General features: G+C 71.7%; 19 protein-coding genes. 11 read left to right on the top strand and 8 right to left on the bottom strand.

The window, feature by feature from the left end; all coding sequences use genetic code 11:
- Nucleotides 1–32 precede the first annotated feature (32 nt).
- Complete coding sequence (locus ACZ5GT_RS25850) at nt 33–875, bottom strand: hypothetical protein (protein WP_469030819.1); 843 nt, start codon at nt 873–875, stop codon at nt 33–35.
- A gap of 353 nt (nt 876–1,228) precedes the next feature.
- On the opposite strand from ACZ5GT_RS25850, the gene ACZ5GT_RS25845 reads away from it, so the two are divergent.
- Nucleotides 1,229–2,929, top strand: coding sequence for a chitinase (locus ACZ5GT_RS25845; RefSeq protein ID WP_469030816.1), 1,701 nt, complete (start codon nt 1,229–1,231; stop codon nt 2,927–2,929).
- Nucleotides 2,930–2,990: 61 nt separating this feature from the next.
- Here the strand turns inward: ACZ5GT_RS25845 and ACZ5GT_RS25840 are convergent, their stop codons facing one another.
- Entirely contained in the window at nt 2,991–4,313 is a 1,323-nt protein-coding gene (locus ACZ5GT_RS25840) for an Nramp family divalent metal transporter (RefSeq protein WP_469030812.1), read from the bottom strand.
- A gap of 218 nt (nt 4,314–4,531) precedes the next feature.
- Here ACZ5GT_RS25840 and ACZ5GT_RS25835 point away from each other — a divergent pair, with 218 nt between their 5' ends.
- The gene (locus ACZ5GT_RS25835) at nt 4,532–5,869 is read left to right on the top strand and encodes a M14 family metallopeptidase (RefSeq protein ID WP_469030808.1); all 1,338 of its coding nucleotides are present in this window, start codon (nt 4,532–4,534) and stop codon (nt 5,867–5,869) included.
- A 68-nt stretch (nt 5,870–5,937) separates the two neighbouring features.
- Here the strand turns inward: ACZ5GT_RS25835 and ACZ5GT_RS25830 are convergent, their stop codons facing one another.
- On the bottom strand, nt 5,938–6,456 hold the full coding sequence (locus ACZ5GT_RS25830) for a hypothetical protein (protein ID WP_469030804.1): 519 nt from the start codon (nt 6,454–6,456) through the stop codon (nt 5,938–5,940).
- A gap of 167 nt (nt 6,457–6,623) precedes the next feature.
- Here ACZ5GT_RS25830 and ACZ5GT_RS25825 point away from each other — a divergent pair, with 167 nt between their 5' ends.
- Nucleotides 6,624–7,901: an amino acid deaminase gene (locus tag ACZ5GT_RS25825; protein ID WP_469030801.1), complete on the top strand. Its 1,278-nt coding sequence runs from the start codon at nt 6,624–6,626 to the stop codon at nt 7,899–7,901.
- Between the two features lie 32 nt (nt 7,902–7,933).
- The gene (locus ACZ5GT_RS25820; RefSeq protein WP_469030797.1) at nt 7,934–9,544 is read left to right on the top strand and encodes an N-acyl-D-amino-acid deacylase family protein; all 1,611 of its coding nucleotides are present in this window, start codon (nt 7,934–7,936) and stop codon (nt 9,542–9,544) included.
- An 18-nt stretch (nt 9,545–9,562) separates the two neighbouring features.
- Here ACZ5GT_RS25820 and ACZ5GT_RS25815 read toward each other — a convergent pair whose 3' ends face one another.
- Both ACZ5GT_RS25815 and ACZ5GT_RS25810 read right to left on the bottom strand, forming a co-directional pair.
- A complete protein-coding gene (locus tag ACZ5GT_RS25815) occupies nt 9,563–10,408 on the bottom strand; it encodes a S1 family peptidase (protein WP_469030793.1) in 846 nt (281 codons plus the stop codon).
- A gap of 410 nt (nt 10,409–10,818) precedes the next feature.
- Nucleotides 10,819–11,703 (bottom strand): hypothetical protein, encoded by an 885-nt coding sequence (locus ACZ5GT_RS25810; RefSeq protein WP_469030789.1) that lies wholly within the window; start codon nt 11,701–11,703, stop codon nt 10,819–10,821.
- Nucleotides 11,704–11,829: 126 nt separating this feature from the next.
- Here ACZ5GT_RS25810 and ACZ5GT_RS25805 point away from each other — a divergent pair, with 126 nt between their 5' ends.
- The 3 genes from ACZ5GT_RS25805 to ACZ5GT_RS25795 all read left to right on the top strand — a co-directional run bounded on the left by ACZ5GT_RS25805 (nt 11,830) and on the right by ACZ5GT_RS25795 (nt 15,200).
- Nucleotides 11,830–13,041 carry a pyridoxal phosphate-dependent aminotransferase gene (locus ACZ5GT_RS25805; protein ID WP_469030787.1) on the top strand — a complete coding sequence of 404 codons (1,212 nt, stop codon included), beginning with the start codon at nt 11,830–11,832 and terminating at the stop codon, nt 13,039–13,041.
- Between the two features lie 99 nt (nt 13,042–13,140).
- On the top strand, nt 13,141–13,575 hold the full coding sequence (locus ACZ5GT_RS25800; RefSeq protein ID WP_469030784.1) for an SCO4983 family protein: 435 nt from the start codon (nt 13,141–13,143) through the stop codon (nt 13,573–13,575).
- A 350-nt stretch (nt 13,576–13,925) separates the two neighbouring features.
- Nucleotides 13,926–15,200 (top strand): glycosyltransferase, encoded by a 1,275-nt coding sequence (locus tag ACZ5GT_RS25795; RefSeq protein WP_469030781.1) that lies wholly within the window; start codon nt 13,926–13,928, stop codon nt 15,198–15,200.
- A gap of 59 nt (nt 15,201–15,259) precedes the next feature.
- Here ACZ5GT_RS25795 and ACZ5GT_RS25790 read toward each other — a convergent pair whose 3' ends face one another.
- Nucleotides 15,260–15,481 carry a hypothetical protein gene (locus ACZ5GT_RS25790; RefSeq protein ID WP_469030779.1) on the bottom strand — a complete coding sequence of 74 codons (222 nt, stop codon included), beginning with the start codon at nt 15,479–15,481 and terminating at the stop codon, nt 15,260–15,262.
- Complete coding sequence (locus ACZ5GT_RS25785; protein ID WP_469030777.1) at nt 15,478–15,729, bottom strand: hypothetical protein; 252 nt, start codon at nt 15,727–15,729, stop codon at nt 15,478–15,480. The genes ACZ5GT_RS25790 and ACZ5GT_RS25785 overlap by 4 nt, the downstream gene beginning before the upstream one ends.
- Before the next feature lie 798 nt (nt 15,730–16,527).
- Between ACZ5GT_RS25785 and ACZ5GT_RS25780 the strand changes: the two genes are divergently transcribed.
- Genes ACZ5GT_RS25780 through ACZ5GT_RS25765 form a run of 4 tightly spaced genes read left to right on the top strand, consistent with a single transcriptional unit; the run spans nt 16,528 to nt 20,909 of the window.
- A complete protein-coding gene (locus ACZ5GT_RS25780) occupies nt 16,528–17,601 on the top strand; it encodes a hypothetical protein (protein ID WP_469030775.1) in 1,074 nt (357 codons plus the stop codon).
- Nucleotides 17,598–18,767, top strand: a complete 1,170-nt coding sequence (locus tag ACZ5GT_RS25775) for a toxic anion resistance protein (protein WP_469030773.1) — start codon at nt 17,598–17,600, stop codon at nt 18,765–18,767. Before ACZ5GT_RS25780 ends, ACZ5GT_RS25775 begins: the two co-directional genes overlap by 4 nt.
- On the top strand, nt 18,764–20,311 hold the full coding sequence (locus tag ACZ5GT_RS25770) for a substrate-binding and vWA domain-containing protein (protein ID WP_469030771.1): 1,548 nt from the start codon (nt 18,764–18,766) through the stop codon (nt 20,309–20,311). The genes ACZ5GT_RS25775 and ACZ5GT_RS25770 overlap by 4 nt, the downstream gene beginning before the upstream one ends.
- Complete coding sequence (locus tag ACZ5GT_RS25765) at nt 20,298–20,909, top strand: hypothetical protein (protein WP_469030769.1); 612 nt, start codon at nt 20,298–20,300, stop codon at nt 20,907–20,909. The genes ACZ5GT_RS25770 and ACZ5GT_RS25765 overlap by 14 nt, the downstream gene beginning before the upstream one ends.
- A gap of 420 nt (nt 20,910–21,329) precedes the next feature.
- Here the strand turns inward: ACZ5GT_RS25765 and ACZ5GT_RS25760 are convergent, their stop codons facing one another.
- Nucleotides 21,330–23,153, bottom strand: coding sequence for a phosphoenolpyruvate carboxykinase (GTP) (locus tag ACZ5GT_RS25760; RefSeq protein ID WP_469030767.1), 1,824 nt, complete (start codon nt 23,151–23,153; stop codon nt 21,330–21,332).
- Nucleotides 23,154–23,349: the final 196 nt, after the last annotated feature.

The raw sequence follows: 23,349 nt of genomic DNA, 5'->3' as shown, positions 1-23,349 counted from the left end.
CGAGTCCCGTGCGGCGCCCCCGTGTTCGGGCCTCATCCGGCGGGGATCTGGTTGTCGTGGTACGGCGAGGTGGCGGAGCAGAAGACGCACCGGTCGCCGATGACGTCGATCCCGCACCAGTGGCAGGTGCTCTGCCGTACCGACGTGACCAGCTGGTACAGCACCGACAGGTCGGGCAGGTAGGCGGCGAACTCGATCAGCTTGCCGGTCCCCCACCAGACCGCGGACTCGGCGGGCGCGGCGGTCTCCCTGAGGCCTTGGACGCTCCAGTCCTTGGCCAGGGTTCCGGAGACCCAGTCGGACTGGAGCTGGCCCTTGGCGACGAGCATCCAGGTGCCGAACTCCGGTCCGGACAGGGTGGCCCCGGGGCCGATCTTCACCAGCTGCGGCTCCGGATGGGCCAGCACGCCGAACTGGCTGCCCGGCACCCACGACTTGGCGTGCGACTTCAGACCGACGGGGACGCGGTCGAGCCGGGCGACGGAGCCGAGCAGCGCCCCGGCGTGGATGTAGTGGGTGAGCAGCCGGCCGGCCGAGGCGAGCACGCCGGGGCTGAGGTCGCAGGACGCCAGCTGCCGTAGCTGGCGGGCCAGGACCGCGAGTCCGAGCGGCGGCAGGTCGGGCCGGAACAGGGCGATGCGGTCGCTCTCGAGGAGGGAGCGGATCGTGTGCAGCCGTCGCTCCACGCCGCGGGAGACGGCCTGCGAGCACACGACGACGACGTGCCCGTGCTGGTCGATCAGGCCCTGCACACCGGCCAGCGCCTGCTCCAGCGGCTGTCGGTCCAGGTCCTCCAGGACGACGGCGGGCAAGGTCCGTTCGTCCTGCGGTGGCAGCGCCATGTCGGCACTGGTCACGGCAATGGCAGTTGGCACGCGCAGCTCCCCGTGTTACGCCTGTCGATCCACCGGGGTTACGCCGGTACACCGAGATGACTTCACTGCGTGACTACCTCAGCACTGTATCCACGCCTCCGTGGCCGGAGAACAGCGATTCCGTAGCTGACGGGCAACTGTCCTTTCACAAGACGCGCCAAACCAGGGCACGTTGAGCATCTCGCCGGTCCCCTCACCCCGCTGGGTCTCGAATTTGGGCCTGCATTTGGGTCCCCGGGCCCATGCGGCGGGCCCGCCGTGTGGGCCCGCCGCATGGGCCCATACGGCGCCAGGAGCGAGGGATTTGGTCTGGACCTATTGACAGCCGGATTGGTCTGGACCAACTTGTTGTCATGTCCCCATACATCAGATCGGCACGATCGGCACGGCTCTGGTCAGGAGCCCTCACCGCCGCCCTCGCCCTGTGCCTGGCCGGCGCCGGCCAGGCGTCCGCGGCGGACGTGAACAACGCCAGGAACTCCGGGTTCGAGTCCGGCCTGGGCGACTGGACCTGTTCGGCGGGGAGCGGCACCACCGTCTCCTCGCCGGTCCACGGCGGCTCCGCCGCGCTCAAGGCGACGCCGGCCGGGCTGGACAACGCCCGGTGCGCCCAGACGGTGGCCGTGCAGCCGGGCGCGACGTACACACTGAGCGCCTGGGTCCAGGGCGGGTACGCCTACCTGGGCGTCACCGGCACCGGCAGCACGGACGTGTCGACGTGGACGCCGGACTCCACGAGCTGGAAGCAGCTGTCCACGACCTTCACCACGGGGTCGTCGACCACCTCGGTGACGGTGTACACGCACGGCTGGTACGGGCAGGCGGCCTACTACGCGGACGACGTGTCGGTGTACGGCCCGGACGGGGGCGGCGGCAGCGACCCGGCCCCGACGGTCCCGGCGGCGCCTGGCGGCCTCGCGGTCTCCGGCACCACGTCCTCCTCCGTCTCCCTGGCCTGGAACGCCGTGTCGGGCGCGACCGGATACAACGTCTACCGGGACGGCACCAAGGTCACGGCGGTGACCGGCACGTCGGCGACGGTGACCGGCCTGGCGGCCGCCACCTCGTACTCCTTCCAGGTCACCGCGGCCAACGCGGCGGGCGAGTCGGCGAAGTCCGGCGCGGTCACCGGGACGACGGCGGCGTCGACCGGCACCGGCGGCGGCGCCCTGCCCAAGCACGCCGTCACGGGCTACTGGCAGAACTTCGACAACGGCGCGACCGTCCAGACGATCTCGGACGTGCCGTCCCAGTACGACATCATCGCGGTGGCCTTCGCGGACGCCACGACGACGCCGGGCGCCGTCACCTTCACCCTGGACTCGGCCGGGCTCGGCGGGTACACGGTCGACCGGTTCAAGGCCGACATCAAGGCCAAGCAGGCGGCCGGCAAGAAGGTCATCGTGTCCGTGGGAGGCCAGAACGGCACGGTGTCGGTGCGTGACGCGGCGTCGGCGGCGAACTTCGCGGACTCGGTGTACTCGCTGATGCGGACGTACGGCTTCGACGGCGTGGACATCGACCTGGAGAACGGGCTCGACGCCACCTACATGACGCAGGCGCTCAGGGCGCTGTCGGCGAAGGCGGGTCCGTCGCTGATCCTCACGATGGCCCCGCAGACGATCGACATGCAGTCGACGTCGAACGCCTACTTCCAGACGGCGCTGAACGTCAAGGACATCCTCACGGTCGTCAACATGCAGTACTACAACAGCGGTTCGATGCTCGGCTGCGACGGCAAGGTCTACAGCCAGGGCTCGGTGGACTTCCTCACCGCGCTGGCCTGCATCCAGCTCGAGGGCGGTCTCGCCCCCTCCCAGGTGGGTCTCGGCCTGCCGGCCTCCACGCGCGGCGCGGGCAGCGGGTACGTGTCGCCGACGGTGGTGAACGACGCGCTGGACTGCCTGACGAAGCTGACCAACTGCGGCTCCTTCAAGCCGTCGAAGGCGTATCCCGACCTGCGGGGCGCGATGACGTGGTCGACGAACTGGGACGCGGCGAGCGGGAACGCGTGGTCCGGCGCGGTGGGCCCGCACGTGCACGCGCTGCCGTAGGTCCGGTCGAGGACACCGGCAGTCCGTGACCCTGGTGTGGCGAGCCGGCAGGCCGGAGCGGCTAGAAGAACTCCGACCACGGCTGGTCCCAGATCTGCTTCCCGCACAGGAACAGGAACAGCAGTCCCGCGACGGCCAGCGCGGTGTTGCTCAGCGGGCCGTTGCGCCACTGCCGCGGTGTGCGGGAGGAGTTGAGCAGCCACATCAGGGTCAGCGCCAGGAACGGCAGGAAGGCCGCGCCCAGGACGCCGTAGAGGATGACCAGGCGGAAGGGCTGGCCCTGGAAGAGCAGCACGATCGGCGGGAACGTGAGCCACAGCAGGTAGGCGCGGAACGGCCAGGAGCGCTCGCGGGCGCCGGAGGCGACGTCCTCGCCCTTCGCCGCGTCCGTGCCCCGGGTGCGCGCGACGAAGTCCGCGAACATCAGGCTGACCCCGTGCCAGACGCCGATCAGCGACGTGAAGGAGGTGGCGAAGAAGCCGATCAGGAAGAACTTGGCCGTCGCGGTGCCGTATTCGGCCGCCAGGATGTCGCCGAGCTGGATCAGGCCCTTGTCGCCGCTCGCGATGGCCACGTGCGCGGAGTGCAGCAGTTCCGCCCCGACGAACAGCATGGCGACGACGAAGACGCCCGTGGTGGCGTAGGCCACGCGGTTGTCCAGCCGCATGACCTTCATCCAGCCGGCGTCGGTCCATCCCTTGGCGTTGACCCAGTAGCCGTACGCGGCGAGCGTGATGGTGCCGCCCACACCGCCGATCAGGCCGAGGGTGTTCAGGACGGAGTCCTTCTCGTCCGGCAGGACCGGCAGCAGGCCCGCGAAGGCGTCGGCCAGGTTCGGGGCGACCCTGACCGCCAGGTACACCGTCACCAGGAACATGACGCCCACCAGGACCGTCATCACCTTCTCGAACACCGCGTACTTGTTGAACCAGACGAAGACCAGGCCCACCAGCCCGCAGCCGACCGCCCACCACTTCAGGTCCGTCACGCCCGGGAACAGCGCCTGCAGCGGCAGCGCGCTGGACGACATCGCCGCCGCGCCGTAGACGAAGCCCCAGACGACGGCGTAGACGGCGAAGAAGTACGTCGTCCAGCGGCCCAGGCTCGCCCAGCCGTCGAACAGGGTGCGGCCGGTCGACAGGTGCCAGCGGCCCGCCGCCTCGGCGAGGGAGATCTTCACCAGGCAGCCGGCCACCGCCGCCCACAGCAGGGTGTAGCCGAAGCTGCTGCCGGCGATGAGCGTGGCCACCAGGTCACCGGCGCCGACGCCGGTCGCGGCGACGACGACGCCCGGGCCGATGTGTCGCCAGCGCGACGCGCGGGGGACGGGGGCGGGGGCGCCGGCCGTCCGGGTCTCCTCGGTGTTTCCCGTGGTGTCCGCCATGAAGGTCAAGAAAGCCCAAAACGGGCGAGCGGACAAGAGGGCGTGCGAGGCACGGCCGGATCGCGCGGGGTCCGGCGCACCACCCCTTGAGGCTCTATTGACCTGTCCATGCCATTCATTGACGATGGCGCCACCCGCACAGCACGTCGCTGAACCACCCCCCGCTCCACTCCCCACGTCCGGCGACCCCGGACTCCCCGGAGAACCAAGGAGATGTCATGCGACTACGTGTACGAGGCACCGGCGCCCGCGGCGGCAGACGCACCGCCGCCCTCGCCGGCCTGCTGGCCCTCGCCCTCGCCGCGCCCGTCTCGGCGACCGCCGACAGCGCGCACCGGAGGGCCCCCTCGGCCGGCGACGTCCGCCAGTACGAGATCCACGTCGACCACAGCACGCCGGTCACCCGCACCGCCATCGCGGCGGCCGGCGTGACCGTCGACGAGGCGGACGAGGAGACGGTGGTCGTCTCCGGGCGGTCCGACCAGATCCGCACCCTGCGGGCCGAGGGCTACGACGTCGCGCCCGTGGGCGCCGTTCCGGACAGGTCCCAGGGCGAAGCGCGGCTGTACGACTTCCCCACGGCCGACTCGAAGTACCACAACTACGCCGAGACCAACGCCGAGATCGACCAGCGGCTCGCGGCCTACCCGGCCATCATGAGCCGGCGGGTGATCGGCACGTCGTACCAGGGCCGGGACATCGTCGCCATCAAGGTCAGCGACAACGTGGCCACCGACGAGAACGAGCCCGAGGTGCTGTTCACCTTCCACCAGCACGCGCGCGAGCACCTGACCGTGGAGATGGCGCTGTACCTGCTGCGCGAACTCGGGGCGGGCTACGGCAGCGACTCCCGGATCACGGACATGGTGAACAACCGCGAGATCTGGATCGTCCCGGACCTCAACCCGGACGGCGGCGAGTACGACATCGCGACGGGTTCCTACCGCTCCTGGCGCAAGAACCGCCAGCCCAACTCCGGTTCGTCCTACGTCGGCACCGACCTGAACCGGAACTGGAACTACAAGTGGGGCTGCTGCGGCGGCTCTTCGGGGTCGACGTCGTCGGAGACGTACCGGGGCGCCGCGGCCGAGTCGGCGCCCGAGGTGAAGGTGGTCGCCGACTTCGTGCGCGGCCGGGTCGTCGGGGGCAAGCAGCAGATCACCGCCGGGATCGACTTCCACACCTACAGCGAGCTGGTGCTGTGGCCGTTCGGGTACACGTACTCCGACACCGCGACCGGGATGACGGCGGACGACTACAACGCCTTCCGGACGGTCGGGCAGAAGATGGCCGCCAGCAACGGCTACACCGCCGAGCAGTCCAGCGACCTGTACATCACCGACGGGTCCATCGACGACTACCTGTGGGGCGTGCACCGGATCTTCTCGTACACCTTCGAGATGTACCCCACGTCGTCCTCCGGCGGCGGCTTCTACCCGCCCGACGAGGTGATCGAGCGGGAGACGTCACGCAACCGGGACGCGGTGCTGCAACTGCTGGAGAACGCCGACTGTATGTACCGGTCGATCGGCAAACAGGCCCAGTACTGCGGCTAGTCGGCCGGCCGGGCGGCGGAGCGGCCGGCCGGCCGACTGCCCCCCGCCGCCCTGCGTCCGCCCGGGGTCTACTCGGCGTCGTCCTCGAAGTAGGCGTCGAGGACCGCGTCCAGCTGTTCGTCCCACTCCTGGAAGCGGCTCCTGGCCGGCGCCTCGATCTCGATCGGGTACCAGCGCCGGTCAGGGGTGTGCACCGTGATGGTGAGCCGCTTGCCGAAGCGGGGGACCGTGGTCTCCACCGCGCCGATCTCGTCCCAGCGGAACTCGCACTCCTGGTCGTCCAGGGAGAGGCGAACTCCCTTGCGGTCGGCGACGATCCGGGCCCGGCGGTCGGCGGCCTCGAAGACCGGCCCGTCGGCCGGCTCGTCGTCTACGGTGCCGTCCACCGTGTCGTCGTCCCCGGTGCCGTCCGCCGCGTCCTCGACGGCGTCGACGTCGGTGTCGGCGACGGCGTCACCGTCCTCGGTTCTCTCCGGCTCACCGGTCGCGGGCGAGGTGAGCCCGGGGATGAAGGCCGGGTCGAACCCGGCGCCCGTCACGGGCTCGCCCTTCAGGGGCTGGCTGCTCGAACCTATGCGCTGCTCCACAGCGGGCAGTATGGTCGACGATCCTGTGCCGGGGACAGCCAGCCCCGACTTCGTTATCAGACGCCTACACGAACACCGCTCAGCACCGCCGCCACCGCGAACCCCGTGCCCGGCAACACCGATCGGGCGCCGTCCACGTCCGGGTGGCGAACGATCAGGGAGGCTCCATGACCGCCGGCAGTCCCTCCGAAGCGCTCGCGCGCCTGGCCGGGGAACGCGTCGACCACCGTTTCAAGGGCCTCCCGCCGGACGCCGACGGCCTGACCGTCGGCGAGCTGGCCGCGCAGCGCCGCAACCTGTTCACCGGCGGTTTCACCACGCCCGTGCTCGCCCTGTCCGCCGAGCGCCTGGAGCACAACCTGGCGCTGATGGAGGCGTACGCGGCCCGCCACGGCCTCGCCTTCGCCCCGCACGGCAAGACCACGATGGCGCCCCAGCTGTTCCACCGGCAGACCGAGCGCGGCGCCTGGGGCATCACGCTCGCGGTGCCGCACCAGGTGCGCGTGGCACGGGCGTTCGGCGTGCGGCGGGTCTTCCTCGCCAACGAGGTCGTCGACCCGGCCGCCCTGCGCTGGATCGCCGCCGAGCAGGACGCCGACCCGGACTTCCGGCTGATCTGCTACGTCGACTCGGTGCGCGGGGTGGAGCTGATGGACACCGCCCTGCGCGGGGCGGCCCGCCCGCTGGAGGTGGTGGTCGAGCTGGCGGCCGGTGCCGGTGCGCGCACCGGCGTGCGGACCGAGGCGGAGTGCGCGGTCGTCGCCGACGCGGTGGCGGCGACGCGGACCCTGCGGCTGGCCGGGGTCGCCGGGTACGAGGGCGAGGTGCGGCGGGCCGACCCGGAGCGGGTGCGCGCGTGGCTGCGGCGGCTGGTCGCGCTCGCCGTCGGCTTCGACCGGGCGGGGCGTTTCGCCGGGCTCGACGAGATCGTCGTCAGCGCGGGCGGCAGCGCCTGGTTCGACACGGTGGCCGAGGTGTTCGCAGAGCTCCCCGCCCTGTCCTCCCCGGTGCTGAAGCTGCTGCGCTCGGGGGCCTACGTCTCGCACGACGACGGCCACTACCGAAGGCTCACCCCCTTCAACCGGGTGCCCGGGGAGGGCGCGCTGCGGCCGGCGTTCCGCCTGTGGGCCCAGGTCGTCTCGCGTCCCTCCCCCGACCAGGCGTTCGTCAACGCGGGCAAGCGCGACGCCGCCCACGACCTCGACCTGCCCGTCGCCCAGGTGGTACGCCGGGACGGGACCGAGCGCCCGGCCGCCGGGATCTCGGTGACCGCGCTGTCCGACCAGCACGCCTGGCTGCGCACCACCGCCGAGGCGGACCTCGAGGTCGGGGACTGGCTGGGCCTGGGCCTGTCCCACCCGTGCACGTCGTTCGACAAGTGGCCGCTGATCCCGGTGGCCGAGGCGGACGGCACGGTCGTCGAGTACATCCGTACGTTCTTCTGAGGCGTGCGGGGAGTCCGAGGAGGGAGCCGACCGTGGAGGACCTCGTCATCCGGGACGCGGACGTGGTGGACGGCAGCGGCGAGCCGTCGTACCGAGCGGACGTGGTGATCGACGACGGCAGGATCGTGTCGATCGTCAAGGAGGCCGCGGCAGCCGGCTGCCAGCGCCCCAAGGCCGTGCGGGAACTGGACGCCGAGGGCCTGGTGCTGTCCCCCGGCTTCATCGACATGCACGCGCACAGCGACCTCGCCCTGCTGCGCGACCCCGACCACAGCGCGAAGGCCGCGCAGGGCGTCACCCTGGAGGTGATCGGCCAGGACGGGCTGTCGTACGCCCCCGTCGACGACCGCACGCTCGCCGAGGTGCGCGACGCGGTCGCCGGCTGGAACGGCCACGGCGACGACGTCGACTTCGACTGGCGCTCCGTCGGCGAGTACCTGGACCGCCTCGACCGCGGGATCGCCGTCAACGCCGCCTACCTGGTTCCGCAGGGGACGGTGCGGGCGCTCGCCGTCGGCTGGGAGGACCGCGAGGCCACCCCCGCGGAGCTGGACCGGATGCGGCGACTGGTCGCGGAGGGCCTGGAGCAGGGCGCGGTCGGCATGTCGTCGGGGCTGACCTACCCGCCCGGCGGGTACGCGAGCGACGCCGAACTGACCGAACTGTGCCGGGTGGTGGCCTCCCACGGCGGCTACTTCTGCCCGCACCACCGCTCCTACGGGGCGGGCGCGCTGGGGGCGTACGCGGAGATGGTGGCGGTGGCCCGGGAGGCGGGCTGCCCGCTGCACCTGGCGCACGCCACCATGAACTTCGGCGTCAACGAGGGCCGGGCGCCCGAGCTGCTGGCCCTGCTGGACCAGGCGCTGGACGCCGGGGCCGACATCAGCCTCGACAGCTACCCCTACACCCCGGGCTGCACGACCCTGGCGGCGCTGCTGCCGGGCTGGGCGGGCCAGGGCGGTCCGCGGGAGACCCTGAAGCGGCTGGCGGACGACGCGACGGCCGAGCGCATCCGGCACCAGCTGGAGGCCGTCGGCTCGGACGGCTGCCACGGCGTGCCCGTCGACTGGGACACGATCGAGGTCTCCGGAGTGCGCGACCCGCGGCTGGCGGACCACGTGGGCCGCACCGTGCGGCAGTCGGCGGACGCCCGCGGCGAGACCCCCTGGACGACAGCCCGCCGCCTGCTGCTGGAGGACGGCCTCGGCACGACGGTCCTGCTGCACGTCGGCCACGAGGAGAACGTGCGGGCCGTCCTGCGCCACCGCGCGCACACCGGCGGCTCCGACGGCGTCCTGCACGGCGCCAGGCCGCACCCGCGCGCCTACGGCACCTTCCCGCGCTACCTCGGCCACTACGTCCGCGAGTTGGGCCTGCTGTCGCTGGAGGAGTGCGTCGCCCACCTCACCTCGCGCCCGGCGGCCCGGCTGCGGCTGCCGGACCGGGGGCTGGTCCGCGAGGGGTTCCGGGCCGACCTGGTCCTGTTCGACCCGCGGACGGTGGCGGCGGGCGCCACCTTCGAGGAACCGCGCAGGCTGCCGGCCGGCATCCCGTACGTGCTGGTCGACGGGCGGTTCGTGATCGAGGACGGCCGGCGCACGGACGTGCTCGCGGGGCGGGCGGTCCGCCGGACTCCGGTGTGACCGCCCGCCGTCGACGCGCTACGGCTTGGGCAGCGTGCACCCGACCGCGCTCAGGTTGAGCTTGTTGCCGGTGCCGAAGCAGGCCGGGATCTGGTAGGTCTCCTCGGCGTAGTTGATGCCCTGACGGACGGTCACGTTGCCGTTCTGGTCGACCTCGCAGGGGTTGTTCACGGTGCAGGTCTCGCCGTTCTCGTTGCCGGTGTTGTTGACGGCGACGACCTTGCCGGTGGCGTTGTCGACGACGGGCGATCCGGACGTGCCGCCGATGGTGTTGCAGGCGGAGGTGTAGCGGACGGAGTCCTTCCAGGTCCAGTCGCCCTCCTTGAGGCGGTAGACGAAGCCGTCGATGTTGCAGGCGTAGGTCTTCTTCCAGTAGCCGGAGACGACCGTGATGGCGGTCCCGGCGACCGGGTGGGTGTCGTTCAGCGTCAGCGCGCTGATCCCGTACGTGCTCTTGATCTGCGCGTACGTGGTGGTGAGCTGGTAGATCGTGACGTCCGTGTCGGTCATCGTCGAGTACGCGACCTTGCTGGCGCGCAGCGTGCCGACCCGGGTGGCCGAGGCGTTGAGCAGGCCGAACGAGCGGCTGGACGCCTGGTCGACGATGACCTCGCCGGGCGCCGGGAACCCGGTCTCCAGGCAGTGGCCGTTGGTGAGCACGAGCGCCGGGTCGGTGTCCGCGGAGTTCGGGAAGCGGATGACCGAGCCGGAGCAGTTGCTGAGCGAGACGGTGCCGGCGAAGTTGACGGCCTGGAGAGTGGGCGCGGCGGCGCGCTCGGTGGGCGCCGGTGCCGCGACCGCGGGTGCCGCACCCGCCCCGGCGATCACCAAGGCGAAGAGCGCGGCGCCGAGAGGCTTCTTCATGTGGGGTCCCCTCTTGCGACGGGGCGACCGGAGATCCTCCGGCCGCCCGCGAATTTGTCATGTGCATTGTGAGGGGAAGGGTGCGGATGAGCAAGGAGGTGTTTCCGGCCGCGACTTCGGCCACGGGGGGCACCCTCGGACACGGACCACCGGACGGGCGCCGGGGGGCGACGGCGGGCCTACGGCGAGCCCGGCCCACCTACGGGCGAGTCCGGCGGGCGTCGGCGGCCCCGACGAGAGTCGGGAGGCGCGGCGGGCGTCGCTCGGGGCTCCCGGCGGATCTACCGCGACTCCGACGCGCCCGGCCGTGGGCCTGAAGACGGGCCGCTCGGGGCAGGCGGGCCGCTCGGGGCGGACGGCGCGCGGGACGCGGGGCCGCCCGGGCGGACGGGCGGCGCCCGGGGTGGGGCTTACCTGGGGCCCTTGGTGGCTCCCCGGCCGCGGCCCGGGTTGCCGCCGTTGCCCCGGGCCGGCTCGGTCGTGGTGGCGACGGGCGTGGTCGCGGGCGCCGTGGCGGGGTCCGCGGTGGGGTCGCCGCCGCCCGCGGAGCCGCTCTCGGCGGTCGGGGAGGCGGACTTCGCCGCGGCGGCGGTGGCCGACGGGCTCGCGGACGGGCGTCCGCCGCCGGAGCCGGGCGTCGCGGCGCCGCCGGACGCCGGCGAGGCGGGCGCGACGGACACCCCGTCCTTCGTCTTCGCCCCCTCCTCCTGGCCCCGCACCCCCGGCAGCGGGCCGCCGGCCGAACCGGAGCCGAGGACACCGGCGACGACGGCGACGAGCAGCGCGCACGCTCCGCCCACGGCGACGGGGACCCGGCGCGCCGGCCGGCCGTGCCGCCGCGAGCCGCCGGCGGATCCCGGCCTGTCGTCCTCCGCGCGCTCGCCGGGCCGCGCGGGGTCGTCGTAGCCCACGTACTGCTCGTACTGTTCGAGCACGCCCGGACCGGCCGCGTAGGCGTCGGCCGGGTGCCCGCCGGTCACGTACCCGTCCGGCGGACACCCGTCGGCCGGGTGCTCCTCGGCCGCGTACCCGTCCGGCGGACACATGTCCGCCGGGGCGGTGATCACGGGCAGCTCGGCCGTCCGGTCGTACGCGTTCTGCCAGCCGTGCGCGGCCGCCGGATCGGCGTACTCCTCGTAGCGGGGGGCCGACCGGGGCATCGGCTGGTACACGTTCGGCGGCACCTGGGGCTCGTCCATGGCCGGATACGCGCCGTCGGCGCCGTGCGCACCGGTCGCGTCGTTCGCGGCATGTGCGCCGGGCGCCCCGTTTTCGTGCTGAGGGTGCCAGGACATGGCCGCGCATTGTAGGGACAGGTGGGGCTCCTGGGACAGTCGTAGGCGATAACCACCCAAACCACCGCGTCTCACGTGGCGGAAAACACGGCCCGAAGGGCGATACCGGGCCGTAAGCTCCCTGTTATGCAGGTGATCCAGTCGACCAAGCTCGCCAACGTCTGTTACGAGATCCGGGGTCCGGTTCTCGAGGAGGCGATGCGCCTGGAGGCGGCCGGCCACCGCATCCTCAAGCTCAACACGGGCAACCCGGCCGCGTTCGGCTTCGAGTGCCCGCCGGAGATCCTGGAGGACATCCTCCGCAATGTCTCCACGGCCCACGGCTACGGCGACGCCAAGGGCCTGCTGGCGGCCCGCCGCGCGGTCGTCATGCACAACCAGACCCTGGGCATCGAGACCGATGTCGAGCACGTCTTCATCGGCAACGGCGTCTCCGAGCTGATCGTGATGGCGATGCAGGGCCTGCTGGACGACGGCGACGAGGTGCTCGTGCCCGCGCCCGACTACCCGCTGTGGACGGCCGCGGTCTCGCTCTCCGGCGGCACGGCCGTGCACTACCGCTGCGACGAGCAGTCCGACTGGATGCCCGACCTCGCCGACGTGGAGCGCAAGGTCACCGACCGCACCAAGGCGATCGTCATCATCAACCCGAACAACCCGACGGGCGCGGTCTACGACGAGGCGATGCTCAAGGGCCTGACGGACATCGCCCGCCGCCACAACCTGCTGGTCTGCTCGGACGAGATCTACGACAAGATCCTCTACGACGGCGCCACCCACACCTCCACCGCGAAGATCGCCCCGGACCTGCTCACGCTCACCTTCAACGGCATGTCCAAGGCCTACCGGGTGGCCGGCTACCGGGTCGGCTGGATGTCGATCTCCGGTCCGCGCGCGCACGCCGAGTCCTACATCGAGGGCCTGACGATCCTGGCGAACATGCGCCTGTGCGCGAACATGCCGGGCCAGCACGGGGTCGTGGCCGCCCTCAGCGGACGCCAGACGATCAACGACCTGGTGCTGCCGGGCGGGCGGCTGAAGGAGCAGCGGGACACGGCGTACGAGCTGCTGACGCAGATCCCGGGGGTCAGCTGCGTGCGGCCGAAGGGCGCGCTGTACCTGTTCCCCCGCCTCGATCCCAAGGTGTTCAAGATCAAAGACGACCGGCGGATGGTGCTGGACCTGCTGCGCCAGGAGAAGATCATGGTCGTCCAGGGCACCGGGTTCAACTGGCCGGATCCGGACCACTTCCGGGTCGTGACCCTGCCCACGGTGGGTGACCTGCGGGACGCGGTGAGCCGGATCGGCACCTTCCTGGACGGCTACAGCCAGCCCTGACGCGGCGCAAGAGGACGAACGGCTCCATTTCCCGAACGGTGCCACTTTAGACGAAATCCAAGCTAGGATGGCTTCCTGTCAGAGCGCAGGAGGCCATCCATGTACGAACCGATCCGCACTGCTTCGCCCAGTCGGTCCGTCCGCACCACGATGGCCGGTACCGACACGAACACCGACTTCCCCCACCGCTCCCGCGAGGAGGAGCTGGACATCCAGCTCGCCGGCCATCTGGCGGCCCTGCTCGCCGTCACGGACGAACTGCGGGCGCTGAGCCCCTGCCCCGCCTGGGACGAGGCGGCCGAGCGGCTCGACGGCCAGGTGGCCCGGCTGCGCGGCGGACGGCCGCCGGCCCGCACGGCTGCGGCGCCCGCCGGCGCCGACCCCACCGCGCTGCACCGGCGGGCGCACGCCCTGGCCGGCCGCGCCCTGGTCGTGGCGGCCTCCCGCGCCGACACGGGCGCCGCGATCCTGGCCGCCGAGCAGATGGACGCCCACGCGGCGGCCCTGGAGCCGCGCGAACTCGCGTCCCGCTGAGCCCCGGAGGGCTCCCCCGGACGGCCCCGGTCCGCGTGCACCCGCAGCGACGCGCGGACCGGGCGCCATCATGTCGCGACAGTGCCGCCGCGCGGACCTGTCGCGACAGTGCCGCCGCGCGGACGTCCCGCCGCCGCTCCACGCCGACGCCGCAGACGCGGGCAGAACCGGGCAGACGCAGTCATTCGAGTGGTCTGCGTGCCACAACAGCCTGCCGAACGGCGATGCCGCCCGGTGGTGCTCGTAACGTCTGCGGAAGTGACGGTGGTTCGGCTCCGACCCCGTCGGCACCCGCACGGTCTTCTCGGCGCCGGCCTCCTGAGGGCATTCCAGCAAGCAGGGAGCAGCAGATGACGTCGACCGCCACCCCGAGATTCTCCGTCTTCACCCCCAGCCACCGGCCCCGTTTCCTCGACGAATGCCTCACCACCCTCCAGGCGCAGACCTGTCCGGACTGGGAGTGGATCGTCCTGCTCAACAACGGCGCCCGGTGGCGACCGGAGCGTCCGGACGACCGGGTCCGGGTGGAGATCGCGGACGACGCGGTCGGTGTCGGAGCGGCGAAACGCCGGGCCTGTGAACTGGCCCGCGGCGAGATCCTCGTCGAACTCGACCATGACGACCTGCTGGCGAAGGCGTGCCTGGCCGAACTCGGCACGGCGTTCGACGAGCATCCCGAGGCCGCCCTGGTCTACAGCAACACCGCGCAGATCACCGAGGACGGGAAGCGGGACGACAGCCGTTTCAACGAGACGCACGGCTGGCACTACGAGGACGTCCGGGTCGACGGCCGGGAACTGCTCCAGGTCAGGTCCATGGCCCCGACCCCGCACAACGTCGCGTACATCTGGTACGCGCCGAACCACGTCCGGGCCTTCCGCAGGGACGCCTACGACGAGGCCGGGGGGTACGACGCCACCCGTACCGTCCTGGACGACCAGGACCTGATGTGCCGCCTGTTCCACGTGGGCGACTTCCACCACATCCCCCGCTGCCTCTACCTCCAGCGGATGCATCCCGAGAACACCCAGCGTGATCCGGAGATCAACGCGCACATCCAGCGCGAGACGGTCGCGCTGTACGACAAGTACATCGAGGCCAACGCCCTGGCCTGGACCTACCGCAAGGGGCTGATCGCGCTGGACCTCGGCGCGGCCCGCCGCAAGCCGCCCGGTTACGTGGGGGTGGACAAGCGGCCGGGTGAGGGCGTCGACATCGTGGCGACCCTGCCGGACCGGCTGGACCTGCCCGACGGCTCCGTCGGCCTGGTGCGGGCCGTGAACTTCCTGGAGCACGTGCCCGCGAAGGTGCCGCTGATCAACGAGCTGTACCGGCTGCTGGCACCCGGCGGCATGCTCCTCACCACGACCCCCAGCACCGACGGCCGCGGCGCCCACCAGGACCCGAGTCATGTCGCGTACTACAACGAGAACTCGTTCTGGTACTACACCGACGACCAGTACCGCTCGTTCGTGCCCGACCTGGAGGCCAGGTTCCAGAGCTCGCGGCTGACCACCTGCTTCCCGTCCGAGTGGCACCGCGAGAAGAACATCTCGTACGTGGTCGCCAACCTCATCGCGATGAAGGACGGCGCCGAACGCTGCGGCGGCCCGCTGCTCGTCTAGTCACGGGCGGAAGCCGGGGGTGCCCCGAGCCCGGGTTCTCGGAGCACCCCCGGACGGGGTTACGGCGTCACGTTGGCGCAGACCACGTAGGCTGTGACCGACTGGCCGCCGGGGGCGGTGGCGGTCCACCGGGTGGGCGGCGTACCGCCGCCCGGGTAGTTCTCGGACGCGAATCCGTTGGCGGCGACGAGGTATCCGCCGCCGGTGGCGAAGTCACCGGTGTCGCACGTCGCGGTCGCCCTGCCGACATTGGTGTCGGTCCTGACGTAGGTGCTACTCACGGAACCCTGGGCTCCCTGAGCTCCCTGAGCACCTTGCGCGCCCTGGGCACCCTGGGCACCCTGGGCTCCCTGCGCTCCCTGCGCTCCCTGAGCGCCCTGCGCGCCCTGCGCGCCCTGAGCACCCTGAGCACCCTGAGCACCCTGAGCACCTTGGGCACCCTGCGCTCCCTGCGCGCCCTGAGCACCCTGAGCACCCTGCGCGCCCTGCGCTCCCTGCGCTCCCTGAGCACCCTGAGCACCCTGAGCACCCTGCGCTCCCTGCGGGCCCTGCGGCCCTTGCGACCCGGGCGGGTCCTGCGGGGTCGGGTTGCCGACGGGGGCGAAGTTCTGGATGTGCACCGCCGCCACACCGTCCGTGCCGGCCCGGTGGATCGCGTCGGCGATGGCCGCCCTGGGCACGTGGTGCGTGCCCAGTTGCCTCAGGACCATGCCGTCGCGGGGGTGCATCTCGTCAGCGATCGCCGCGGTGCTCGGGACGACGCTGAGCGCCACCGCGGCCGCGCCGGCCGACCACAGGGTGGCGGACTTCAGGCGCGCTGTTCGACTCGTTCTGCGACTCAAGACGACCTTCCTTACCGATTGGGAGGGGACAAGAAAGCGGGCGAGCGGGCGAGCGCTCCATGTTTTCGATTCACTCGCCCGCCTTGCCCCTCGCCCGAAAATGTCATTTATAACTATTACGAAGGAATGACTAATGGTCGACTTGTGTCGCGCGGGAAAATCACCTGGCCGGCGGCACATCCGCCCTTTTCTTAGGCCATTACGGTTACCTCTGTCACCCGTTCCGCCGTCCCCCCGAGGATGCAATGCGGTGCCCAGCCGGGTCAGGTGAAGCGCTCCGACTTCCATGAATCAGCGTGACGGAATTCGCTGAGAAATTACGCAACGAATTCGACCCCCTCCCCCTCGATGTCCGGAACGGCCTTGCGGACCGGGCGCCAGAAAAAGTGACGTCGGCCGTTCCGGTTGCGTACCGGGACGGCCGCTTCACTCCCCGTTCACCCCCGCGGCCCGGGAACGTTCCCTTCCGCGCACACGATCACCCTGTGAGACGCATCGCAGGAATCGTCCTCGCGGTCCTGCTGATCGGCGGCGTGGTGGCAGCCGTCGTGGCGGGCCGGAAGGCTGAGGACACGAGCACGGCAGCGAAGACCGTGCGCATGGTGATCGGATCGGAGAAGGCGGAGTACTTCGCCGATCCCGACGTGGTGAAGGCCCTGGCCGCCAGGGGTTACACCGTGCAGGCCGAGACCTCCGGGTCCTGGGCCATGGAGGGGCTCGACCTCAAGGGCTACGACCTCGCGTTCCCGTCCAGCCAGGCGCCCGCCGCCCAGCTGGCGGCCCGGTACAAGGTGCGCGGCAGCCTGCCGCGGCCCTTCTACTCGCCGCTCGTCGTGGTCGCCCACCGCGGCGCGGCCCGGGTGCTGGCGGCGAACGGCCTGGCGACCCTCGACACCGCGCACCGCGGCACCCTGGACATGGCCGCCTACCTCGACGCCGCCCGCCACGACCGCACCTGGCAGCAGCTCAAGGGCGCCGGCGCATACGGCGAGCTGGGCGGGACCCTCTTCGTCGCCAGCACCGACCCGGAAACCTCCAACTCCGGCGCCCTCTACCTCGCCGCCGCCTCCTACGTGGCCAACGGCGGCCGGGTGGTCGCGAGCGACGCCGACCTGAACCGGACCGCGCCGCTGCTGCGCAAGCTGATCAGCGTCCAGGGGGCCCAGCAGTCCGGCAGCGACGCGCTCTTCCGTGACTTCGTCAGCGGCGCCGGCAACCCGCTGGTGCTGGTCTACGAGTCGCAGGTCGCCTCCCTCCTGGCGGACCGGCAGCGGCCCGACGACCTCGTCGTGCTCTACCCGGACACCACCGTCGACAGCGACCACACCGTCGTACCGCTCACCCAAGACGGCCGGGCCCTCGCGCAACTGCTCTCCACAGACCCGCAGTTGCGCAGGCTCGCGGTGCGGCACGGGTTCCGTCCGCAGGGGGCGGCCGCCGAATTCGGCACGTCCGAGACCTATCTGAAGAAGGAACTGACCGGCGTCCGGCAGGCGCCCGTGCCCACCTCCGCGGTGCTGCACGAGATGGCGCGCCGGGCCAGGGGGGATGACAAGTGACCGACAACGGAGACGACTTCACCCTCACCCCGCCCGAGGCCGTCAGGCCCGTGCCGGCCGAGAGGGCCGGCGGGCTGGTGCCCGTGGCGGACGACGTCCGCACGGCGATGGCCGAGAAGGCCGCCGCGTACGTCCAGGGGCTCGCCGCCCTCGACGCGCGCTCACCCGAGTTCGCCGGCAAGGTCGGCGAGATCACCGCCCTCGGCTCCGGGGAGATGCGGGCCGCCGCCGCGCAGTCCAACCGGATGCTGGAGCGCACGGTGCGCAGCCTGCCGTCCAAGGGCGGCGACGCGAGCGCGAAGGTGGCCGGCTCGCTCGTCGAACTCAGGCGGGTGGTCGAGGACCTGGACCCGCGTGACCAGCCGGCCGGCCGTGGCCGCAGGCTGCTGTCCCGGCTGCCCGGCGGCAACAGGCTGCGCGACCACGTCGCCAAGTACGCCTCCGCGCAGGGGACGTTGCACGCCATCGTGGGCTCGCTGCGCGGCGGGCAGGATGAACTGCGGCGCGACAACGCCGCCTTGCAGACCGAGCGGGTCCGCCTGTGGGAGACCATGGGCAAGCTGCAGGAGTACGTGGTGCTGACCGAGGCGCTGGACGCGGCCGTCGAACGGCACCTCGACGAGACCGCGGATCCGCAGGCGGCCGACTCGCTGCGGGCCGACGTGCTCTTCCCCGTCCGGCAGAAGCACCAGGACCTGCTCACCCAACTCGCCGTGTGCGCCCAGGGCTACCTCGCCATGGACGTCGTACGCCGCAACAACGAGGAGCTGATCAAGGGCGTGGACCGCGCGGCCACCACCACGGTGTCCGCGCTGCGCATCTCCGTGATGCTGGCCTCCGCACTCGACCACCAGAAGAAGGTCGCCGACCAGGTCGACGCCCTGCGCGGCACCACCGAGGACCTGATCCGCGGCAACGCCGAGATGCTGGCCACGCAGAGCGGTGACATCCAGCGGATCGCCGCCGACCCGGCCGTCGGCGCCGAGACCCTGCGGTCGGCGTTCCAGCAGATCTACCGCACCCTCGACGCGATCGACACCTACAAGGTGCAGGCGACGGAGGCGATGGCCACGACGGTGGAGTCGCTCAGCGCCGAACTGCGGCAGGCGAGCGCCCATCTGGACCGCAGCCGGTCGCAGGGCGCGCTGGACGGAGGGCTCGCATGAGACGCCCACTGGCCGCCGTCCTGGCCGCCGTCGCCCTGCTCACCGCCTGCTCGGCACAACGGGACGACGACCCCGGCGCCGCCGGCGGCCCGGGCGCCGCCGAACCCGGCACGCTGCGCGTCCTGGCCTCCAGCGAACTCGGCGACATGACCCCGATCCTGGACCGGGTCCGCCGGGACACCGGCATCCGGGTCCGGCCCACCTACATGGGCACGCTCGACGCGGTGAACCTGCTCGCGGAGGGCAAGGCGGACGGGCGCTACGACGCGCTGTGGCTGTCGTCGAACGACTATCTGCGGCTGCGTCCCGAAGCGGCCCGCCGGGTGGTCTCCGAGACGCCGGTCATGTCGAGCCCGGTCGCCGTCGGCGTCCGGACGGCCACCGTGAAGGCGCTCGGCTGGCGCCCGGACGACGTCACCTGGTCCCAGGTCGAACAGGCCGTCCAGGACGGCAGGCTCACCTACGGCATGACCGACCCGGCCCGCTCCAACTCCGGCTTCGCCACGCTCGTCTCGGTCGCCTCCGCCCTCTCCGGCGCCCAGTCCGCGCTCACCGACGCGGACGTCACGAAGGCCACCCCGCGGCTGAAGGAGTTCTTCGCCGGGCAGAAGCTGACGTCGGGTTCGTCGGGCTGGCTGGCGACCGCCTACCGGCGGCGCGGCACCGTCGACGCCCTGCTCAACTACGAGTCCGTGCTGAAGTCCCTGCCGGGCCTGACGGTGATCCGCCCCCGGGACGGCGTCGTCACCGCCGACTACCCGCTCTCCTCGCTCCGTTCGACGACCGCGGCGGGCCGCAAGGACGTCCGCCGGCTGACCGAGGCGCTGCGCACGCCGGCCGTCCAGCGGCTGATCACCGAGCGCACACACCGCCGCCCGGTCGTGACCTCCGTGCGGCCCGCGGCCGGTCTCGACCCCGGCCGGCGGCGGGAACTGCCCTTCCCCGGCAGCCGGTCGGTGGCCGACGGGCTGCTCGACGCGTACGAGAACGAGCTGCGCCGCCCCTCGCGCACGGTGTACGTCCTCGACACCTCCGGCTCGATGGACGGCGACCGGCTGACCCGGCTGAAGACGGCGCTGCGCGACCTCACCGGCGACTTCCGCGACCGCGAGGAGGTCACCCTGATGCCGTTCGGGTCGGACGTGAAGAGCGTGCGCACGCACGTGGTCGACCCGGCCGATCCGCAGGCGGGACTGGACGCGATCCGCGAGGACACCGCACGGCTGTCCGCCGACGGCGACACCGCGATCTACACCTCGCTGGAGAAGGCGTACGGACACCTGGGCGCCGGCGAAGACACGTTCACGTCGATCGTGCTGATGACGGACGGCGAGAACACCACGGGCGCGAAGGCGGGCGAGTTCGACGCCTTCTACCGCTCGCTCACCCCGGCGCAGCGGCAGACCCCTGTCTTCCCGATCCTCTTCGGCGACTCCGACCGCGGCGAGCTGGCGCACATCGCCGACCTGACCGGCGGCCGCCTCTTCGACGCCCGGCAGGGCTCGCTGGACGGCGCCTTCGAGGAGATCCGTGGCTATCAGTAGACGCCTGGTGGGATACCTGGAGTCCCGCAAGAACATCACCGGCAGCGTGTGCGGGCTGGCCGGCCTCGCGCTCACCTTCGCCGGGGCGGCGGGCCCGTACTGGCCGGTCGTGGTGGCCGGACTGTACGGCGCGGGCGCGCTGATCGCGCCGCCGGAGCGTCCGGCGCTGCCGGACTTCCCCGATCCGTCCGCCCGGCTGGAGGCGGTGCGGGACGACTTCGAGCAGCTCGGCGGCTATCTGACGGACGTCGAGCTGCCGCCCGCGGCCGCCGGGCGGCTGACCGAGCTGACGCGGTTGCTGGCCGGGCTGCTGGACCCGGGATGGGCCGCCGAGGTGCTCGCCCAGGACCCGGAGGGCGTGCACGTGCTGTCCCGGACGGTACGGCAGGACCTGCCCGAGGCCGTCGACGCGTTCGTACGGACCCGGTGGTGGACGCGGCTGGCGCCGGGGCAGGAGCCTCCCGAGCGCCATCTGGAACGGCAGCTCACACTGCTGCAGGAGGAGGCGGAGCGGCTGGCCGCGTCCCTGCGCGAGGCGGAGGCGCGGCGGCAGGAGTCGCACACCCGGTACCTGGAAGGCCGGGGCGGGGCGACCTGACCGGGCACTGCGCGGATGGGGCCGGACAGGGCCGCAGGCTGAGCACGGCCGCAGGCTGGGCCGGGCACGGCAACAGCAGGCCTGCCCAGACCCGGAAGCGCCCCGGGCCGGGCGCGGTTCGACGCAAGGCGAGCCGACGCGAGTCGATCCGAGCCGACGCGAGTCGATCCGAGCCGACACCGCAGCGAGCGCGCCGGGCAGCGACAGCGACCTGAACCGGGCGCGGCAGCGAGCGTGCCGGGCTCGGAAACAGGCGAAGGCCTGCCATCACCTGCTCCCGTCGGGGCGGACGGAAGACGTGACGGCAGGCCCAGGGCCCCTCACGCCGTTGTGCGGGACCTCGCCGGCTTGTCACCGCGGCCGGCCGTGACGATCACTGGTCAGGGCAGATCGGACCGGCCGCGGAGCCTTGTCCCGGGCTCAGCCCAGGCGCTCCACCAGGGCGCGGTACTGGTCCCACAGCTCCTTGGGCGTGTGGTCGCCGAAGGTGTTCAGGTGCTCGGGCACCAGGGACGCCTCCTCGCGCCAGACCTCCTTGTCGACCGTGAGCAGGAAGTCCAGGTCGGACTCCGACAGCCCCAGGCCGTTCGTGTCGAGGGCCTCCTTCGTCGGCAGGACGCCGATCGGGGTCTCGACGCCGTCGGCCTTGCCGTCCAGGCGCTCCACGATCCACTTCAGGACGCGGCTGTTCTCGCCGAAGCCGGGCCAGACGAACTTGCCCTCGTCGTTCTTGCGGAACCAGTTCACGTAGTAGATCTTCGGCAGCTTGGACTGGTCCTTGTCCTTGGCCACGTTGATCCAGTGGGCCATGTAGTCGCCCATGTTGTAGCCGCAGAAGGGCAGCATGGCGAAGGGGTCGCGGCGCAGCTCGCCGACCTTGCCCTCGGCGGCGGCGGTCTTCTCGCTCGCCACGTTGGCGCCGAGGAACACGCCGTGGTTCCAGTCGAAGGACTCGGTCACCAGCGGCACGGCGCTGGCGCGGCGGCCGCCGAAGAGGATCGCCGAGATCGGCACGCCCTTGGGGTCCTCCCACTCGGGCGCGATGATCGGGCACTGGGCGGCCGGCACGGTGAAGCGGGCGTTGGGGTGGGCGGCGGGCTCGGCGGAGTCCGGGGTCCAGTCGCGGCCCTTCCAGTCCGTGAGGTGGGCCGGGGTCTCCTGGGTCATGCCCTCCCACCACACGTCGCCGTCGTCGGTGAGGGCGACGTTGGTGAAGACGGAGTTGCCCCACAGGGTCTTCATCGCGTTGGCGTTGGTGTGCTCACCGGTGCCGGGCGCGACGCCGAAGAAGCCGGCCTCGGGGTTGATGGCGTACAGGCGGCCGTCCTCGCCGAAGCGCATCCAGGCGATGTCGTCGCCGATCGTCTCCACCGTCCAGCCGGAGACCGTGGGCTCCAGCATGGCGAGGTTGGTCTTGCCGCAGGCGCTCGGGAAGGCCGCGGCGACGTACTTCGACTCGCCGGTGGGCGGGGTCAGCTTCAGGATGAGCATGTGCTCGGCCAGCCAGCCCTCGTCGCGCGCCATGACGGAGGCGATGCGCAGGGCGTAGCACTTCTTGCCGAGCAGGGCGTTGCCGCCGTAGCCGGAGCCGTAGGACCAGATCTCGCGGGTCTCGGGGAAGTGGGAGATGTACTTGGTCTGGTTGCAGGGCCACGGAACGTCCTGCTCGCCCTCCGCGAGCGGGGCGCCGATGGAGTGGACGGCCTTCACGAAGAAGCCGTCGGAGCCCAGCTCCTCCAGGACCGGCTGCCCCATGCGCGTCATCGTGCGCATGGACACGGCGACGTACGCCGAGTCGGTGATCTCCACGCCGATGGCGGACAGGTCCGAGCCGAGCGGTCCCATGCAGAAGGGGACCACGTACATCGTGCGGCCCCGCATGGAGCCGCGGAACAGGCCCTTCTCGCCCTGGAATATCTCCCGCATCTCCGCCGGGGCCTTCCAGTGGTTGGTGGGGCCCGCGTCCTGCTCCTCCTCGGAGCAGATGAAGGTCCGGTCCTCGACGCGCGCGACGTCGGTCGGGTCGGAGGCGGCGTAGTAGGAGTTGGGGCGCTTGATCGGGTCGAGTTTCTTGAAGGTGCCCTTCGCCACGAGCTCCTCGCACAGTCGCTCGTACTCGGCCTCGGATCCGTCACACCAGACCACGCTGTCCGGCTGGGTCAGTTCGGCGATCTCGTTCACCCAGGAGATCAGTTCCTGGTGGTTGGTGGGGATGACGGGGGGAGCCGCGATGTCGCGCGCCACGATTGCTCCTATAATGAGGGATTTTTTGTTGGAGGCCCCGTGGGGGCTGCGACCCGGATGCTTCGTGGCTGGATCTTCAGCGCTCATCCGGTGCCGACCGCACTCATTTGATCATCCGATCATACCGCCCATATGTCCAGAGGACCTCACAGGTGAGCGGAGTGAGGATTGCCACGTCCGTTTCGCGTTCACGGCG

This window comes from Streptomyces sp. NPDC031340, assembly GCF_055569945.1.
Note: the sequence above shows the minus strand (reverse complement) of the source record. Positions and strands in the feature narration are given on the sequence as shown.

Coding starts and splice junctions, on each gene's coding strand:
- ACZ5GT_RS25770 (WP_469030771.1), top strand. CDS start 18,764: ATGAGACGCCCACTGGCCGCCGTCCTGGCCGCCGTCGCCCTGCTCACC.
- ACZ5GT_RS25800 (WP_469030784.1), top strand. CDS start 13,141: ATGTACGAACCGATCCGCACTGCTTCGCCCAGTCGGTCCGTCCGCACC.
- ACZ5GT_RS25845 (WP_469030816.1), top strand. CDS start 1,229: ATGTCCCCATACATCAGATCGGCACGATCGGCACGGCTCTGGTCAGGA.
- ACZ5GT_RS25825 (WP_469030801.1), top strand. CDS start 6,624: ATGACCGCCGGCAGTCCCTCCGAAGCGCTCGCGCGCCTGGCCGGGGAA.
- ACZ5GT_RS25835 (WP_469030808.1), top strand. CDS start 4,532: ATGCGACTACGTGTACGAGGCACCGGCGCCCGCGGCGGCAGACGCACC.
- ACZ5GT_RS25840 (WP_469030812.1), bottom strand. CDS start 4,313: ATGGCGGACACCACGGGAAACACCGAGGAGACCCGGACGGCCGGCGCC.
- ACZ5GT_RS25795 (WP_469030781.1), top strand. CDS start 13,926: ATGACGTCGACCGCCACCCCGAGATTCTCCGTCTTCACCCCCAGCCAC.
- ACZ5GT_RS25805 (WP_469030787.1), top strand. CDS start 11,830: ATGCAGGTGATCCAGTCGACCAAGCTCGCCAACGTCTGTTACGAGATC.
- ACZ5GT_RS25815 (WP_469030793.1), bottom strand. CDS start 10,408: ATGAAGAAGCCTCTCGGCGCCGCGCTCTTCGCCTTGGTGATCGCCGGG.
- ACZ5GT_RS25810 (WP_469030789.1), bottom strand. CDS start 11,703: ATGTCCTGGCACCCTCAGCACGAAAACGGGGCGCCCGGCGCACATGCC.